Below are 14,826 nucleotides of genomic sequence, written 5' to 3' on the forward strand. Positions count from 1 at the left end.
GGGAGATGGACTTGCACGATGCACAGCAGGCAGCGGAAGCCGGCGCGGACGGGATCGCCGCCCCGGTGCTTTCCCGCCGCCAGTTCGGCCTACTGATCGGCGGCGGCGCCGTGCTGCTGGCCGCCGGGGGCGCCTTCGGCATCTACGCCAGGACGCGCACCGGCGCCGCAGCAGCTGCCGCCACATCCTTCGGGTCGCTGCAGCTGCTGCGGGCCGGCCGGCTGGCCCGGCTGGGGACCGACGGGCGTCCGGCCTTCGCCTCCGGCGAGTCCGCCCTGGCCTTACTGACGAAAGGGCCTGCGGCCGGACCAGCCGGCGGGGCGGGCGTGCGGGAGCCGTCGGTCCATGACCATGCCGGCGGCGTGTCCGGCCACAGTATTCCGGGGACCCGCTGGCCGCCGCCGGAAAACCACACCTGGGGCGACGTCGTGATCGTCGAGCTCCAGGTGCACAACGCCGGTGCCGGGCCAATGCTGTTCTCGCCCGGCCAGCTCCGGCTCAGGGCAGGCCGGGCACCGGCCACGATCACACCCCAGGATGCAGGCCGGTCACCAGGCGCCATCGGCCCGGGGGAGACGGTGCTGACCTGGGTCAGCTATCTGGCGCCGCAGGAGGCCACCGAATTCGAGCTGGACTTCACCGATCCGTTCGATGACGCGGCCATTGCCTTGCCGCTGCCGGCCTTCGCCGCGATCAGGGAGCACGCATGAGCCCGCTGCAGATCCACATTAACGAGGGATTCCTGCCGATGGTGGACGGGGCGTTGGTCTACCACCGCGGCTTTGGGGACCGGCCGACCTCGGTCCAGGACCCCAAGCCGAGCCTCGCGGTCAAGCCGCGGGTCTTCACCGCCGACGGGCGGATCGTGGCGAGCCGGCTGTATCCGCTCAATGCCGCCGCGCCGCCGAAGGGTCGGCCCGAACCGGCCCTCCAGGATCCGGCGAATCCCGGCCAGTTCCTGGTCCGCCGCCGGTTCTGGGCCAGCTACTTCCCGGAACGGACCCTGATCGCCGAATCCGGCAGCACCATCAGCCTGCGGGTGACGAACAACCTGGCCCAGCCGCACGTGCTGCAGTTCCTCGACGTCGGCGGGACGGGAGTGCACCGCGGCACCGGCAGCATCGCCCCGGGCCGGACCTCCACGCTGGAGTTCGAGGCGCCGGCACCGGGCACCTACGTGTACTGCGATCCTGGGGCCGATCCCAAGGATCCGAACAAGGATCCGGTCCAGCGGGTGCTCGGGCTGTTCGGTGCCCTGCTGGTGATGGATCCGCGCCAGGCCTGGCGCAGCCACGCGGCCGGCCCCGAATTCGAACGGCAGTGGGTCTGGATCCTGCACAACGTGGACCCGGCCTGGGCGCGGATCGCCTCCCGCCAGCAGATCGTGGACCCGCAAAAGACCCCGGTCTTCCCGCGCTACTTCACGCTCAACGGCCGCAGCGGCTTCCAATCGCTGGGCATCAGCACGGACAAGGAGCTGAACCGGATCCGTGAGGAGGACTCCCTGATGTCAGGCTCCGCCCGGCAGGTCGACGTCCGGGACTTCAGCCAGGTGACGACGGCGGACACGCTGCGGACCGGACAGCTGATGCGCTTCGTCAATGCCGGCGTCGTCCACCACCAGCTCCACTTCCACGGCAACCACATCTGGACCGTGCGGCGCAACGGGCAGGACTTCCCCCGCAGCGGCGGTTTCGTGGACGCCGAAGGGCACGTGGTGCTGCAGCAGTGGGAGGACGTGGTGGAGGTCCATCCGCTGGACCGGAAGGACTCCGTGCTGCCGGTCCGGCGCCCGCCGGAGACGACCGACGCGGTCTGGAACGCCCGGCGGGTCGACTGGGACTACCCGATGCACTGCCACGCCGAGCCGTCCCAGGTGGCGGTGGGCGGCATGTATCCGGGCGGGCTGGTCGGACACTGGACGGTTGCCGCACCGGTCGACGTGCCGGAAGCCGGCCATGTCCATGAGCTGTACCGCAGCCAGGTCGATTTCAGCTCCGACCAGATCCACGAAGGCCACCCCGAAACCGAATTCCGGCAGGACCCGGACGTGGCGCTGGACTTCAAGTTCTTCAACCGCAAGATGGTCTTCGACGACCGGGGCGAGTTCGAGATGTGGACCTTCGAGACGGAGGATTCGGGCCGCATCTTCCCGGCGCCGCTGGTCCGCCTGACCGAAGGGGACGTATTCCACGGCACAGTGCACCCGAGCAAGCGGGTGCACACCATCCACTGGCACGGCATCGAACCGGATCCACGCAACGACGGGGTGGGGCATACCTCCTTCGAGGTCTCCGGCCAGTACACCTACCAGTGGCAGCCCGACGTGGGCCGGCCGGGCAACCCGAACTTCGGCGCCTCGGGCACGTACTTCTACCACTGCCACGTCAACACCACGCTGCACGTGCAGATGGGGATGTTCGGTCCGCTGATCATCGACCCGAAGGTGCATCCGCGCTTCCCGGCGTCTGCCGGGGCCAGACGTGCCTTCGTCGACGGGCCGGAATACGACATCGACACCGAAACCATCCTGGTGCCCTATTCGGTGGACCCACGCTGGCACCAGCTCAATCACGCGGCCGGGCTCTCCGGCGACGACGCCGGCCTGGACCGGTTCCAGCCGCGCCACTTCTATTTGCTCGGCGGGGAATTCGCGCATCCGCAGAAGAAGGAAGGACCCCAGCTGCTGTCCCGGATCCGGGCCAACGTGGTGCCGCATCCGGTGAAGAAGCCCACGCTGCTGCGGCTGCTCAACGCCAACTACTTCCCGGTTGACGTCCGCTTCACGGATGCAGCCGGCCGGCCGGCCGTCATGGCCGAACTGATCTCCCACGACGGAAGGCCGTTCCGCGACACCTCCAGCCCCACGGGGGCGGCGCCGCCGGTGCGGCTGATGACCAGCAAGCTCAACTTCGGCGCGGCCGAGCGCTACGACATGCTGCTCAAACCCCCGGGGCCCGGGACCTTCTGGCTCACCGTGACCCTGATGGACTGGATCACCCGCAGGGTCCTGTTCACCCGGCGGATCCCCATCACCGCCCAGTGAGTCCCGGTGCCCCGCCGGCGGGGCACCGGGGCAGGCTCAGCGGGTCAGCGCCTGCCACAGGAACGCATTCGACAGCGCCTGCAGCCGTGCCGCCTGCCGGTTGTCGCTGGCCCCGGCATGCCCGCCCTCGAGCGCCTCGTGGAACCAGACGTTGGCCACGCCCAGGTCCTGCATCCGCGCGGCCATCTTCCGTGCCTGCACCGGCCCCACCCGGTCATCCGAGGTGGCGGTCCAGATGAAGGTTTCCGGGTAGTCGGTACCGGCCTGCAGCAGGTGGTACGGGGAGAAGGTGCGCAGGAACTCCCAATGCTCGGGGTTGTCCGGATCCCCGTATTCGGCGATCCAGGAGTAGCCGGCGGAGAGCCTGGTGTACCGGCGCATGTCCAGCAGCGGCACCCCGCAGGAGACGGCGCCGAACAGGTGCGGGTAGCTGGTGAGCATGTTGCCCACCAGCAGGCCGCCGTTGGAGCCGCCCGAGCAGCCCAGGTGCTCCCGGGAGGTGATGCCGCGGTCGATCAGGTCCTGGGCCACCGCGGCGAAGTCCTCGTAGGCCCGGTGCCGGTTCGCCTGCAGCGCCGCCCGGTGCCAGTCCGGCCCGTACTCGCCGCCGCCGCGGATATTGGCCAGCACGTAGACCCCGCCGCGGCCGTCCGCGGTGCGCCGCTCCAGCCAGCTGCGCCCCACGGTGCCGCTGTAGGCCGGGGTGCGCGAGATTTCGAAGCCGCCGTAGCCCGAGAGCAGCGTGGGGTTGGCGCCGTCGGGCACCAGGCCGCTGGGCCCGACCTGGAAGTAGGGGACCCGGGTGCCGTCCTTGGAGGTGGCGAAGTGCTGCTCGACCCGGTAGCCGGAGGCGTCGAAGAACGACGGCGAGGCCTTGACCGGCACGGTTCCGGCCCCCTGCGCGCCGTCCCGGGCCGGGCGCAGGCCGCCGCGCGAGAGGGTGGAGGGGGTCAGGAAGCCGGTGGCCACCAGCCAGTAGTCGTCCCCGTCCTCGTCGTCGACGCCGGTGGCCTCCACCGCGTGCAGCGGCGGGCAGTCGGCCAGTTCCCTGGCCGCCCAGCCGGCGGCCGGGTCCAGCACCAGGATCCGGGAGGAGACATCGGAGAGCAGGTTCAGCAGCAGGTAGTGCTCGGTCCAGCTCCAGGACTGCAGCGAGGTGCGCTCGTCCGGGCGGAACAGCACCGCCGGTTCGCGTTCACCGGCCAGGAACCGCTCCAGTTCCGCGGCCAGCAGCGAGCCGGCCGGATAGGTGGTGCCGCCGAGGATCCAGTCGGTGCGCGGGCGCAGCAGCAGCCAGTTGCGGTGCAGGTCCACGTTCACGTCCGTCGGGACGTCGATGGCGGCCCATTCGCCGCCGCGGCGCAGGTACGTGCGGGAGTTGAAGAAGTCGATCATGTCCACGGCCACGTCCCGCTCGAAGCCTGCGGTGGCGTCGTGGCCGGCAAAGGCGAGCATGTGGTCCGCGGGCACCTCGAAGTACTCCTCGGCCGCCGCCGCTGCGGTACCGCGGCGCAGGATGCGGCTGCTGCGCGGGTAGGAGGAGCTGGTCAGCGAGCCGGGGCCGAAGTCCGTGCCGAGCAGGATGCTGTCCGCATCCAGCCAGGAGACGTAGCTCTTGGCCGCCGGGATGTCGAAGCCCCCCGCCGACGGGTCGACGAAGGCGCGGTCCTCGACGTCGAACTCGCGGATGCGCACCGCGTCGCCGCCGTCGGGGGAGAGCCGCAGCAGCGCGCGGCGGTACTCGCCGGGGCCGTCCGCATCCTGCGCCGGGCGCAGGAACACGGAGCCGGCGTAGACCCACTCGATGCCCTCGGCCGCGGCAAGCGCGTCCACGTCCAGCAGCACCTCCCAGTCGGGCGTGTCCTGCCGGTAGCTTTCCCAGCGGGTGCGGCGCAGCAGCCCGCGCGGATGGGCGCGGTCGCGCCAGAAGTTGTAGTACCAGCCGCCGCGCTTGGCGACCATGGGGATGCGGTCCTCCGAGTCCAGCACCTGGAGGATGCCAGCCTCCAGCTCCGCGAACTGCTCGTCCACCAGCTTGGCCTCGGTGCGGGCGTTCTGTTCCCTGACCCAGTCCAGCGGGCCGGTGCCGTAGATGTCCTCGAGCCAGATGAACTCGTCGTGCGGTTCGTGCGCGGTGTCCTGGGTCATGGTCACTATCCTACGAGTGGGCAGGGACGGAGCCGGATACGCTGGCCGCATGCGCTCCACACCGACCACGAAGGGCCATCTCACCCCGGGTCCGTCCGCTGCCGTCACGAGGCTTCCGGTGCCCGGGGACCTCGCCCACCTCGTCCGGCAGGTCTGGATCCCGGAGTGGGACCTGCCGGCGGGGGAGCAGGTGGAGCAGCTGGTGCTGGGCTACCCGGCCAGCAATGTCGTGGTCGAGCCGCACGGGACCGGGCTCTACGGGCCGACCAGCCGCGCCTCGGTGAAGGTCCTCGCCGGGCGCGGCTGGGCCGTCGGTGCCCTGCTGCGCCCGGCCGGGTCCCTGCTGTTCAGCGCGCGCCCGGCGGACCTGCTGGACCGGACGGCGCCGGTGGATGCTCCCGGGCTGCACCGGGCCGTGGGCCAGGCCATGGCTGCCGCCGGAACCCCGGGTCCCGGCGGGCACCGGGCCCGTGCCGCGGAGCTGCTGCTCGGGTACCTGCGAACCCTGGCCGCCGGTCCGTCCGGCGAGGACATCGCCCGCGGCGGAGCGCTGGCCAACCGGATGGTCGACCTCATCGACGACGGCGACGTCCGCTCGGTGGCCGGGCTGGCCGCGCGGCTGAACCTGTCGCAGCGCAGCCTGCAGCGGCTGGCCTCGCGCTACGTGGGCATGTCCGCGGTGCTGATGCTCCGCCGCCGCCGGCTGCAGGATGCCGCCGAGCGCGTCCGGACGGATCCGGGGACGGACCTGCGCGAGCTGGCCGCGGAGCTGGGCTTCTCCGACCAGGCGCACCTGACCCGGGAATTCCGGCTCGTGCTGGGGTTCACTCCGCGGCAGTATCCTGCCCCGGGGCCATCGACTTCGCCCACGCGGCGACCCGGCGTGCGCTCTGGGCGTCGGACAGGTCCTCCACCCGCGTCATGACCGACCAGCGGACGCCGTAGGGATCGCGGATGCTGCCGAACCTGTCCCCGGAGACGAACTGTGCGACCGGTTCGCGGACCACCGCGCCGGCAGCCAGCGCGCGTTCCACCGTGGCGTCGACGTCCGGGACGTAGAGGCCCAGCGAATAGCAGTCGTCCTCCCCGGCGGGCGGACCGACCAGGTGGAATGCCGGGTTGACCTCGCCGACCTGGAGCCGGCCGCTGCCGAAATCGAGGGTGGCGTGGACGACGACGGGGGTCCCGTCCGGCCCGGGCAGGTCCGTGCGGTCCACGAGCACGGCGCCGAAGACCCGGGCGTAGAAGCCCAGCGCCCCGGCGGCGTCGGCCAGGGCCAGGAACGGGGTCAGGGAGGTGAAGCCGCGCGGGACGCCGTGGACGGTGTGCTCGCCGTGCGCGGCCTGGGTGCTGGTATCCATGCCTCCACGCTAGGCGGGCCGCTGCCGGCCGGTCTTGAAGATTTGCGCCAACGTTGCGGCGATATTCTAGGGGACATGGATCGCAGGAAGGGCTACCGGGTAGCCATTGTGGGAGCCGGCCCGCGGGGCACCTCGGTGCTCGAACGGCTGCTGGCCAACCAGCGCCTGCGCGCGGACGGAACCGGCCTGCAGGTCCACCTGGTCGACCCGTACCCGCCCGGCCCGGGCCATGTCTGGCGGCCGGACCAGTCCCGGCTGTTCCTGATGAACACGCCCGCGCTGTTTCCCACCGTGGTACCCGCGGCCGGGGACAGCGGCGGCGGGCTCGAGGCCGGGCCGGTGGCCGGGATGTCCTTCGACGCCTGGCGCGAGGCCGCGGCTGCCGGCCGCCTCCAGGACATTCCGCCGGCGGACCGCGAGGAGGCGGCGGCGCTGGGCCCGGCCGGGTTTCCCAGCCGTGCGCTGTACGGCCGGTACCTGGCCTGGACCTTCGCCCGGCTGGCCGCGGCGGCGGCCGAGGCCCGGTCGGTGCGGCTGAGCGTGCATGCCGCCGACGCGGTGCGGCTTTCGGCTGCCGGGGACGGCTACGAACTGACGCTGGCCGACGGCGGCAGGCTCGCCGCCGACGCCGTCGTCCTGGCGCTGGGGCATGTGCCCGCGGCACTGAACGCCGAGCAGCAGGACCTGCAGGACCAGGCCGCCCGGCACGGACTGCACTACCTGCCGCCGAACGTGCCCGGGGACGTGGACTGGAACCGGATCCCGGCCGGCCGGACCCTGCTGGTGCGCGGCCTGGGGCTGAATTTCTTCGATCTGATGGTGCAGCTGACCGAGGGCCGGGGCGGACGGTTCCGTGCCGCGGCGGACGGGCGGCTGGCCTACGAACCGTCCGGCAAGGAGCCGCTGATCGTCGCCGGTTCGCGCCGCGGCACGCCGTACCGGGCCAAGGCGGCGCTGGACAGCTACATCCCGGCCAGCCTGTCGCTGGAGCACTTCACCCGCAGTGCCGCCGGGGCCCTGTACGAGGACGGGATCGTGCCCGGCTTCGACCACGACTTCTGGCCGCTGCTGCACCGGGACGTGCTGCGCATCTACTACGGCACGCTGGCGCGGGTGGAGCCCGGGGTGGTCAAGGGCCACCCGCTGGTGTTCCTCGAGGGCCTGGACCAGCTGCTGGCGCTGCAGTCCGTGCGCGGCAGCCGCGCCCTGTTGGACCGGGTCCGCGCCTACGTGGCGGACTTCGTCCCGGCGGAGCACCGGCTGGACGTGGAGGCGCTGGCCCGGCCGTTCGGCGGCCGGAACTTCGCCTCCGCCGCCGAGTACCACGCGGCGATGCTGGCGTACCTGGATGCCGATGCGGCCGGCTCGGCACGGGGCGAGGACGACCCGCTGAAGATGGCGATCGGGGCGCTGAACGCCGGCCGGAGCCTGATCAAGGAGCTGGTGGCCGACGGCGGACTGACCGAGGAAGCCTGGCAGTCCGAGCTGCGCGGCTGGTTCGAGCCGCTGGTGGAGGGGCTGGCCAGCGGGCCGCCGCCGCTGCGCATCAGCCAGCTCGCCGCCCTGGTACGGGCCGGGACCGTGGAGTTCGTGGGGCCGGACCCGCACTATTCGGTGGACCCGGAGACCGGCCGGTTCCGGGCCGTTTCGCCGTGGGTGGCGGACAGCGTGCACGAAGCGGCACACCTGGTGGAGGCGATGATGCCGGCGAACCGGGTGGGCCGGTCGCTGTCCCCGCTGCTGCGCCGGCTGCTCGAGGACGGCCTGGGCCGGCCGCGGCTGATGCTTGGGGTGGAAGGCGGGCCGGAGGAGACCTCGGGGCTGGACGTGACCAAGCCCCCGTACCGGCTGGTCGGCGCCAATGGCCGGGTGAACGAGGGCCTGTATGTGCTGGGGCTGCAGCTGTCCTCGGTGCAGTGGGGGACCTCCATCGCGGCCGAGGCCGGCGCCTCGGTGCACGGCGGTGCCCGGACGCTCAAGGACGCCGACGACATCGCCCGGGACATCCTGGACCGGGCCACCCGCTAAGCGCCGGCCAGTCCCCGTCCACACCCGGCGGACGGGGCCCGAACTATCGGTACGCCCACATCGTTGTATGGACATGAAACGCCGTTACCTGCTGATCGTTGCCGGCGTGCTGGGCGCGGCCGTCCTCGCCGCGGGCCTCTTCCTGTTCGAGCCGTGGCGGCTGTGGACCAGTTCAACCGTTGTCGAGCAATTGCCGGGAGCGCCGGCAAGCTCGGCACCGGCAACGGCCGGGGCACCCTCTGCGCAGGCGCCGTCCACGGCGCGGAGCGAAGCTGCGGTGCCCATCGTGCTGCGCGCCGGCCGGTTCATCAGCCACGAGCACGCCACCACCGGCCGGGCACTGGTGGTCCAGTTGCCGGACGGCAGCCGGGTGCTCCGCCTCGAAGGGCTGGATACCTCCGACGGGCCGGACCTGCGGGTCTGGCTCACGGACGCGCCGGTGCTGGAGGGCCCGGACGGCTGGCATGTCTTCGACGACGGGCGGTATCTGGACCTGGGGGCGCTCAAGGCGAACCGGGGCGACCACAACTATGTCATCCCGCCGGGGACGGATCTGGAGCAGTACAGTTCGGTGTCCATCTGGTGCCGGCGCTTTGCGGTCTCCTTCGGCGCGGCGTCCCTGGCCGCCTAAACCCCATCGACCTGCCAGCTAACGCCGTTCCCAGGGGTGAAAAGGGCGCTAAGTGGCAGGTCGATGGGGAGGAGGGGCTACTTCTTCTTGGCGTGCGCCTGGTCCCGGGCCGTAGGCAGGTCCAGGCCGACCACCAGCGGGTCATGGTCGCTGGCCCGGTACATGTCCGGGGCGTAGAAATTGGTGGCGTTGTAGTTGTACCGGCTGTACTCCAGCGCCACCGGCTCCACCGAGTTGATGTTCCAGATGTCCGCGCCGGCCACCCGGGCATCGGCCTCGGCGGAGGCGAAGACATGGTCCAGCGAGCCGGACATGCCGTCGAAGCTGTAGGAATACTTGCCGGTCTTGGCACCCTGGCTCACGTAGCCGGCCTGCTCGAGGACGCGGATGGGGTCTTCCTGCTCGTAGGAGTTGAAGTCCCCGGCCAGGAACACCTTGTCCGTGCCGGACCGCTTTTTCATGGTCTCGGCGAAGGCCACCAGCGCCTTGGCCTGGCCCACCCGGTCCGCGTTCCAGCCGCCCTGGCCGTGGTCGGCGTTCTCGCCGGACGCGGGGGCCGAGCCCTTGGACTTGAAGTGGTTGGCGACCACGATGAACTTGGTCTTTGCCGAGCCGTGCTTGACCTTGAAGGTCTGGGCCAGCGGCTCGCGGGCGTTGTCGAAGTTCACCTCGTCGGCCAGGATCACGGAGTCATCGATGGTCTGCACCGCGGTCCGGTTGTAGATGAACGCGGTGCGGATGACATCCTCGTTCTCCAGCGCCGGACGGTCCTCGGGCGAGCGGACGTAGTCCCAGGTTCCGGGCTTGCCGGCGGCGGCCAGCGCGGCGTTCAGGGCCTGGGCCAGCGTGGCCAGGGCAGCATCGCGGTCCCGGCCGAACTTGGCCGAGTTCTCGATCTCCTCCAGCGAGACGACGTCGGCGCCCAGGCCGTTGATCGCCGCGACGAGCTTGTCCTGCTGGCGCTGCAGGTTCGCAGCATCGGCCGCCCCGCGCGCGTCGCAGCCGCCGCGGACCGTCACCGGGTTGCCCGCACGGTCCTCGTAGTAGGTGCAGCCGGGCAGCTGGTCTCCGGTGGTGGTGAAGTAGTTGAGCACATTGAAGGTGGCGATCCGGATGTTGCCGCCGACCTCCGCGGGAGCCGGGGTGCGGGTGTCCTCGAACCGTGCCGGCTGCACGGCGGCCGCATTCTCCGCCGTCAGCTGCGCCAGCGGCTGGAAGCGCCACTGGTTGAACCGGTAGTCCAGCACCACGTCGGTGCTGAATTCTGCGGCGGCACCGATGCGCACCGGCGCGTCCGCGGCCAGGTACGGCAGCGGGATGTCCTTGCCGCCGCGCAGGAAGTCGGTGCTCGCGCCGTCGTCGAGGGTCACTGCGCGGGCGGCGTTTTCCTCGGTCTGGTGCCAGAACGCGTCCGAGCCGTACGCACCCACCGAAGTGGGCTGCAGCAGCGGGCCGTCGCCGGCGGCCAGGGCGATTTCGCCGTACTGGTTCAGTCCGTAGTTGTCCGTGACCGTGAAGCTCCCGGCCGGGCGCAGCAGCATGCCCTCGAACTTCTCGCGCTCCGCCTCGGTGGCCGGCCAGCCGATGGCCGCCGGCTTGACCGCTTCGGCCGGGGCGGACAGCTGGGTGAGCTTGCCGGCCGGGACGGTCAGTTCGGTCAGCCCGCCGAACTCGCTCACGGTGCCGGTGACCTCGACGTAGTCGCCCGGCCGGACCTGGCCCACGGTGTCCCGGGAGAACACGAAGACCGCATCCGAGGCGGTGCGCGCCGCGGCGTCCGTGTCCCCGCCGGTGCCCGGGGTCTGGAGGTAGTAGCCGTTGAACCCGCCGCTGGGGTAGGCGGCGGTGACGACGCCGCGGGTGGTCACCGTTTGCCCGGCCAGCGGGGAGGCAGCGCCGCTGCCTTGGATCTCGGCGATGGTCCGGAGCGCCGGCTGCGGGTCCGGACCGGGGCCCGGCTGCGTGCCGGACCCGGTCGGGGTGATGGCGGCGCTGAGGCTGAAGTCCGCCCGGTTGTCGTCGGTGTCGGCGGCCCCGGTGCGGTTGAAGGACTTCACGTCCGTGTTGCCCGACGGCGCCGCCGCGGCCCGGCCCTCGAAGGTGTTCGAGCTGCCGTAGCCAAGCAGGTCCACCACGTTGGCCCGCTCGCGCACGTCGCCGGTGCCCAGTCCCGCCACGGCGGCGGCCTGGCTGGCCAGCACCAGCGTTCCGGTGGTGCCCGACGGCGTCAGCGTGCTGAGCAGGTCCGGTGCCGGCAGGTCCGCTCCGCTGGCCCCGTTGGAATTGGCCTGGACCAGGTAGTAGCCCTTGGCCGCGATGCTGCCCTTCAGCGGCACCACCCCGGTGGGGTTGCCGGTGCCGGAGGCGGAGCGGTACTGCAGCGACCAGCCGTCCAGGCTGACCGCGGCATCGGTGGGGTTGTAGAGCTCGACGAACTTGTTCTTGAAGGCGGCTCCGGCGCTGCCGCCGGAGAGGTAGGCCTCATTGATGACGACGCCGGTGCCTGCGGTGTTCGCGGCCGCCGGCAGCGCCGCCAGCGGCACGGCCGCGAAGCCGGCGGTCAGCGCCGCGGCCAGGGTCCGGCGCACCGCGGAGGTTCGGGACGCTGTGTGCTGCCCGCTCATCGCTGCACCTTCCGTTCCGAACCTGGGGTGGCCTTGGCCGGGACCTCGGACGGCAGCCGGACCGTGGTGCCGGATTCCGCGGCCGTCAGCTCGAACCAGCCGCCCTTCAGCGAGGCCGGTGCCCGGAACGCCACGGCGGCGGTGCCGCCGGAGACCGGGTAGCTGCCCAGCTGCTTGGCCTTGCCCTTGTCCTCGACGTAGCTCAGCGTGAGCCGGGTGTTCGCTGGGCTGCCCAGCGAGGTCAGGTCCAGCTTGGACAGCGTCAGCTCCACCTGCTGCTTCGGGCCGATGCGGTCCGGGGCGCCCTGCACGACGGCGCTGCGGCGGGCGAAGTCCGGCGCCAGCGGCGAGTTGCCGCCCAGGTAGGCGATCCAGGCGTCGCGGTCGATCAGGCCCGAATCCTTGGTGTTGCTGCCCTCGGTGAAGACATGGAAGTTGTCCCCGCCCGTGGCCAGGAAGCTGAAGGTGCCCACGCGGTAGCCACGCTCAGGGCCCAGCGGCTGGCCGTTGATCCAGACCCCGGTGATCCGGCTGCCCTCGGGCCGGGACGGGTCGTAGGTGTAGTTCATATTCTTGGACAGGCCCAGCTGCAGGTAGGGCCGGCTGGGAACCGTGCCGTCCGCGCTGCGCTGCCACTGCTGTTCCAGCATGGTCTTGACCTGGGCACCGGTGAGCGTGGTGGTCCAGAGGTTGTTCAGGAACGGCAGCACCGCATTGGCCTCGGCGTAGCTGACCTTTCCGTCCGGGGCGTAGTAGAGCTCGTTGCGCAGGCCGCCCGGATTCACGACGCCGATTTCCGCACCGCCGCGATCGCCGGCGGCGAGGCTGGCCAGCACCGAGTCGGCGACCAGGTTGCCCAGCGTGGATTCGGAGGCACGGTCGTCGCGCTTGGGGGCGCTGCCCTGCGCGTCCGGCGTGAATGCCGTGGTGATGTCGGCGGTGACGGTGCCCACTTGCTGGGCCCCGACCTTCTCGGCGTGGGCCAGCGCCGCGTCCACGATGGACTTGACCTCGGCCACGCGCGGGTAGGCGTTCACCAGGGACGCGTCGGCGTCGGCGGTGCGCTTGACCACGGCGGCGGTGTGGGCGAGCACCTCGTCGGTGGCCGGATCCACGGAGAGCTTGACCTGGCCGACGTTCTCGCCGTAGGAACCGGTCTGAACCACCGGGCGGGTCCTGCCGGCGGCGCCGGGGACCGGGGCGTCGAAGCTGTAGCCCAGGTGCGTGTGCCCGTTGAAGATCACGTCCACCTCCGGCGAGGTTTCCTCCACGATCCGCTTGAAGACCGGGCTGGCGGCGGTAGCCTCGGCCAGGCCGGCGGCCGTGTTGGCGCCTTCGTGGTAGGAGGCGACGACGACATCCGCCTCGTCGCCGGTGCCGTCGCTGAGCTGTGCGGCCACCCGGTTTACCGCCGCCACCGGATCCCCGAACTCCACTGCGGTGATGCCGCCGGGGCTGACCAGCGTCGAGGTTTCCTCGGTGACAACCCCGATCACTCCGACCGTCAGGCCGTTGACCGGGACGAGCTGGTATTCCTGCAGGGCCGGGGTGGTGGTGCCGCGCTGGTAGACGTTGGCGCCCAGCTGCGGGTACTTGGACGCAGGGGTGACGCGCCCGGTCAGGTCCGCGAAACCGGCGTCGAATTCATGGTTGCCCACTGCCGTGGCGGCCAGACCCAGCGTGTTCAGGACATCGATGGTCGGCTGGTCGTGCTGGACCGAGGAGGCGAACACCGACGCGCCGATGTTGTCCCCGGCGGAGGTGAAGACCGTCCCCTGCGGGTTTTCCGCCCGCAGCCTTTCCACGGTGCCGGCGAACTTGACGGTGTTCGCGTCGATCCGGCCATGGAAGTCGTTGATGCTCAGCAGGTTCAGCTCGACCGGCGCTGCCAGGGTCGTATCGTCCGCCACGGCGGGTGCTGCCACGAAGCCGCCGGCCAGCAGGCCGACGGACAGGGCACATCCCCACGTGGTCTTCGCAGATGAAGCCATCGTTTCCTTTTCTCCAGTTCTTCCCGGGTTTGCCCACCGCGGATGGCACACGCAGGGCGTGGGCCCCGGGGAACATGGCGGAGGGACGGCGGCGCAGGCCTGTGCTGCGCCCCCAGGCCATCCCAGCCCGGGCGCATTAACCGGAGATTACCGAACGGTAATTGTGAAAGGAATAGTTCATGCCTTAAAGACGGCTGGTCAGGGGGAGGAATTGCCGGACCGCGCGTGCATGAGCATAAACGCCGCGCCGGTCGGATCGGCAACCTGGGCCATGCGGCCGTACGGGGAATCCCAGGCTGCGCGCAGCACCGTGCCGCCAAGTTCCTGCACCCGCCGCACCGCGGTGTCCGTGTCCGGGGTGCCCAGATAGAGCAGCCAGTGCGAGGACGCTCCGGCCGGCAGGGTGTCCCGGGCATCGAGGATGCCGGCGGTGGAATCCCGGGACGGGCGGTTGAGCGTGTAGCGCAGCTCGTCGGTGTCGCTCATGGTCTCCGGCCTCCAGCCGAAGGCCTTGGTGTAGAAGGAGACCGCAGCCTCATAGTCGGCGGCGAGCAGTTCGAACCAGCAGGGCGCTCCGGGTTCGGCGCTGAGCCCGAAGCCCTGGTGTGCCTCGGGCTGCCAGCCGCAGACCACCGCCCCGCCGGGGTCGGCGAAGACCGCCAGCGAGCCCTGGTTCCCCACCTGCGTCGGTTCCCGCAGGACGCGGCCGCCGGCCTCCGCGACCTTCCGGGCGGTGGCGGCGATGTCCTCGGTGGCGAGGTAGATGGCCCAGGCGTCCGGGAACTGTCCCTGGTCATTGCGGACCAGGCCGGCAATCGGCAGGCCGTCCTTGGAGAAGAGCCGGTATTCCCGGACGGTCCCGTCTTCCTCGCCCATGGTTTCGGACTGCCAGCCGAACAGGGTGCCGTAGAATTCCGTGGCCTTGTCCGGATCCGAGCTCACCAGGTCGATCCAGCACGGCGCACCGGAGGTGAAATCTGCAGGAACGGGCATGGCT

The 14,826-nt window shown here is 71.2% G+C and carries 9 protein-coding genes and 1 pseudogene; 5 read left to right on the plus strand and 5 right to left on the minus strand.

All coding sequences use genetic code 11. The features are described 5' to 3' along the window. Positions 1–5: 5 nt before the first annotated feature. Together LVY72_RS13450 and LVY72_RS13455 are read left to right on the plus strand one after the other, a co-directional pair. Positions 6–710 carry a DUF4352 domain-containing protein gene (locus tag LVY72_RS13450; RefSeq protein ID WP_237821675.1) on the plus strand — a complete coding sequence of 235 codons (705 nt, stop codon included), beginning with the start codon at positions 6–8 and terminating at the stop codon, positions 708–710. Then, positions 707–3,046, plus strand: a complete 2,340-nt coding sequence (locus LVY72_RS13455; protein WP_237821676.1) for a multicopper oxidase domain-containing protein — start codon at positions 707–709, stop codon at positions 3,044–3,046. The genes LVY72_RS13450 and LVY72_RS13455 overlap by 4 nt, the downstream gene beginning before the upstream one ends. A 36-nt stretch (positions 3,047–3,082) precedes the next feature. On the opposite strand, the gene LVY72_RS13460 is transcribed toward LVY72_RS13455, so the two are convergent. Then, entirely contained in the window at positions 3,083–5,194 is a 2,112-nt protein-coding gene (locus LVY72_RS13460) for a prolyl oligopeptidase family serine peptidase (RefSeq protein ID WP_237821678.1), read from the minus strand. Positions 5,195–5,243: 49 nt separating this feature from the next. Here LVY72_RS13460 and LVY72_RS13465 point away from each other — a divergent pair, with 49 nt between their 5' ends. Next, the gene (locus LVY72_RS13465; RefSeq protein WP_237821680.1) at positions 5,244–6,119 is read left to right on the plus strand and encodes a helix-turn-helix domain-containing protein; all 876 of its coding nucleotides are present in this window, start codon (positions 5,244–5,246) and stop codon (positions 6,117–6,119) included. Here LVY72_RS13465 and LVY72_RS13470 read toward each other — a convergent pair. Further along, positions 6,019–6,555, minus strand: a complete 537-nt coding sequence (locus LVY72_RS13470) for a VOC family protein (RefSeq protein ID WP_237821682.1) — start codon at positions 6,553–6,555, stop codon at positions 6,019–6,021. The two genes, LVY72_RS13465 and LVY72_RS13470, sit on opposite strands and share 101 nt — an antisense overlap. Before the next feature lie 75 nt (positions 6,556–6,630). Between LVY72_RS13470 and LVY72_RS13475 the strand changes: the two genes are divergently transcribed. Both LVY72_RS13475 and LVY72_RS13480 read left to right on the plus strand, forming a co-directional pair. Further along, positions 6,631–8,583 carry an FAD/NAD(P)-binding protein gene (locus LVY72_RS13475; protein WP_237821684.1) on the plus strand — a complete coding sequence of 651 codons (1,953 nt, stop codon included), beginning with the start codon at positions 6,631–6,633 and terminating at the stop codon, positions 8,581–8,583. 73 nt (positions 8,584–8,656) lie between these two features. After that, positions 8,657–9,214 (plus strand): DM13 domain-containing protein, encoded by a 558-nt coding sequence (locus tag LVY72_RS13480; protein ID WP_237821686.1) that lies wholly within the window; start codon positions 8,657–8,659, stop codon positions 9,212–9,214. Between the two features lie 77 nt (positions 9,215–9,291). Here the strand turns inward: LVY72_RS13480 and LVY72_RS13485 are convergent, their stop codons facing one another. From LVY72_RS13485 to LVY72_RS13495, 3 genes and pseudogenes are all read right to left on the minus strand, one after another. Next, a complete protein-coding gene (locus tag LVY72_RS13485) occupies positions 9,292–11,838 on the minus strand; it encodes an ExeM/NucH family extracellular endonuclease (protein ID WP_237821688.1) in 2,547 nt (848 codons plus the stop codon). Between the two features lie 26 nt (positions 11,839–11,864). Further along, positions 11,865–13,724, minus strand: a pseudogene (locus tag LVY72_RS13490) (bifunctional metallophosphatase/5'-nucleotidase); the annotation flags it as partial. A 303-nt stretch (positions 13,725–14,027) separates the two neighbouring features. Continuing rightward, positions 14,028–14,822 carry a VOC family protein gene (locus tag LVY72_RS13495; RefSeq protein WP_237821690.1) on the minus strand — a complete coding sequence of 265 codons (795 nt, stop codon included), beginning with the start codon at positions 14,820–14,822 and terminating at the stop codon, positions 14,028–14,030. Positions 14,823–14,826: the final 4 nt, after the last annotated feature.

Source organism: Arthrobacter hankyongi (assembly GCF_022012395.1).
GTDB lineage: Bacteria > Actinomycetota > Actinomycetes > Actinomycetales > Micrococcaceae > Crystallibacter > Crystallibacter hankyongi.

Excerpts from the sequence above, each read along its gene's own strand:
- LVY72_RS13450 (WP_237821675.1), top strand. The coding sequence starts at position 6 with ATGGACTTGCACGATGCACAGCAGGCAGCGGAAGCCGGCGCGGACGGG.
- LVY72_RS13455 (WP_237821676.1), top strand. The coding sequence starts at position 707 with ATGAGCCCGCTGCAGATCCACATTAACGAGGGATTCCTGCCGATGGTG.
- LVY72_RS13460 (WP_237821678.1), bottom strand. The coding sequence starts at position 5,194 with ATGACCCAGGACACCGCGCACGAACCGCACGACGAGTTCATCTGGCTC.
- LVY72_RS13465 (WP_237821680.1), top strand. The coding sequence starts at position 5,244 with ATGCGCTCCACACCGACCACGAAGGGCCATCTCACCCCGGGTCCGTCC.
- LVY72_RS13470 (WP_237821682.1), bottom strand. The coding sequence starts at position 6,555 with ATGGATACCAGCACCCAGGCCGCGCACGGCGAGCACACCGTCCACGGC.
- LVY72_RS13475 (WP_237821684.1), top strand. The coding sequence starts at position 6,631 with ATGGATCGCAGGAAGGGCTACCGGGTAGCCATTGTGGGAGCCGGCCCG.
- LVY72_RS13480 (WP_237821686.1), top strand. The coding sequence starts at position 8,657 with ATGAAACGCCGTTACCTGCTGATCGTTGCCGGCGTGCTGGGCGCGGCC.
- LVY72_RS13485 (WP_237821688.1), bottom strand. The coding sequence starts at position 11,838 with ATGAGCGGGCAGCACACAGCGTCCCGAACCTCCGCGGTGCGCCGGACC.
- LVY72_RS13495 (WP_237821690.1), bottom strand. The coding sequence starts at position 14,822 with ATGCCCGTTCCTGCAGATTTCACCTCCGGTGCGCCGTGCTGGATCGAC.